The sequence below is a fragment of the Priestia sp. SIMBA_032 genome (assembly GCF_046535215.1).
GTDB lineage: Bacteria > Bacillota > Bacilli > Bacillales > Bacillaceae_H > Priestia > Priestia aryabhattai.
The window spans coordinates 1-251 of sequence record NZ_JAWRXD010001190.1 but is presented as its reverse complement, the minus strand read 5'-3'; the positions used below and the strand labels follow the sequence as shown (position 1 = coordinate 251).

The following is a 251-nucleotide window of genomic DNA, read 5'->3' as shown; positions in this document are numbered from 1 at the left end:
AGCTGTTCCCGTCATCTGTGGGCAGCGCGATGAGCAGCGGGCTAACCCGTGAGAGAGCGCTCTTGCCCAGCAGCTCTAGGGCGCAGCATGCCCAGAACGCGGCCTCCTCGAACTCGACCGAACGGTCCATGGCTCGATTGATGAACAGCCTGCTCTTCAGCCAGAGGCCCTCACTGTCATACGGCATTACTCGAGTCATGATCGGCTCCACTGGAAGGTTCGCCGCTCCAGAACACGTTCCGCGTCCGCCG

1 protein-coding gene is annotated in these 251 nt (G+C 62.2%); it reads right to left on the bottom strand.

The genetic code is table 11. From position 1 onward, the window contains the following. Window positions 1-199, bottom strand: a 199-nt coding sequence (locus tag SB717_RS38070) for a hypothetical protein (RefSeq protein WP_410908366.1), incomplete at its 3' end; no start/stop codon positions are given. Window positions 200-251 lie beyond the last annotated feature (52 nt).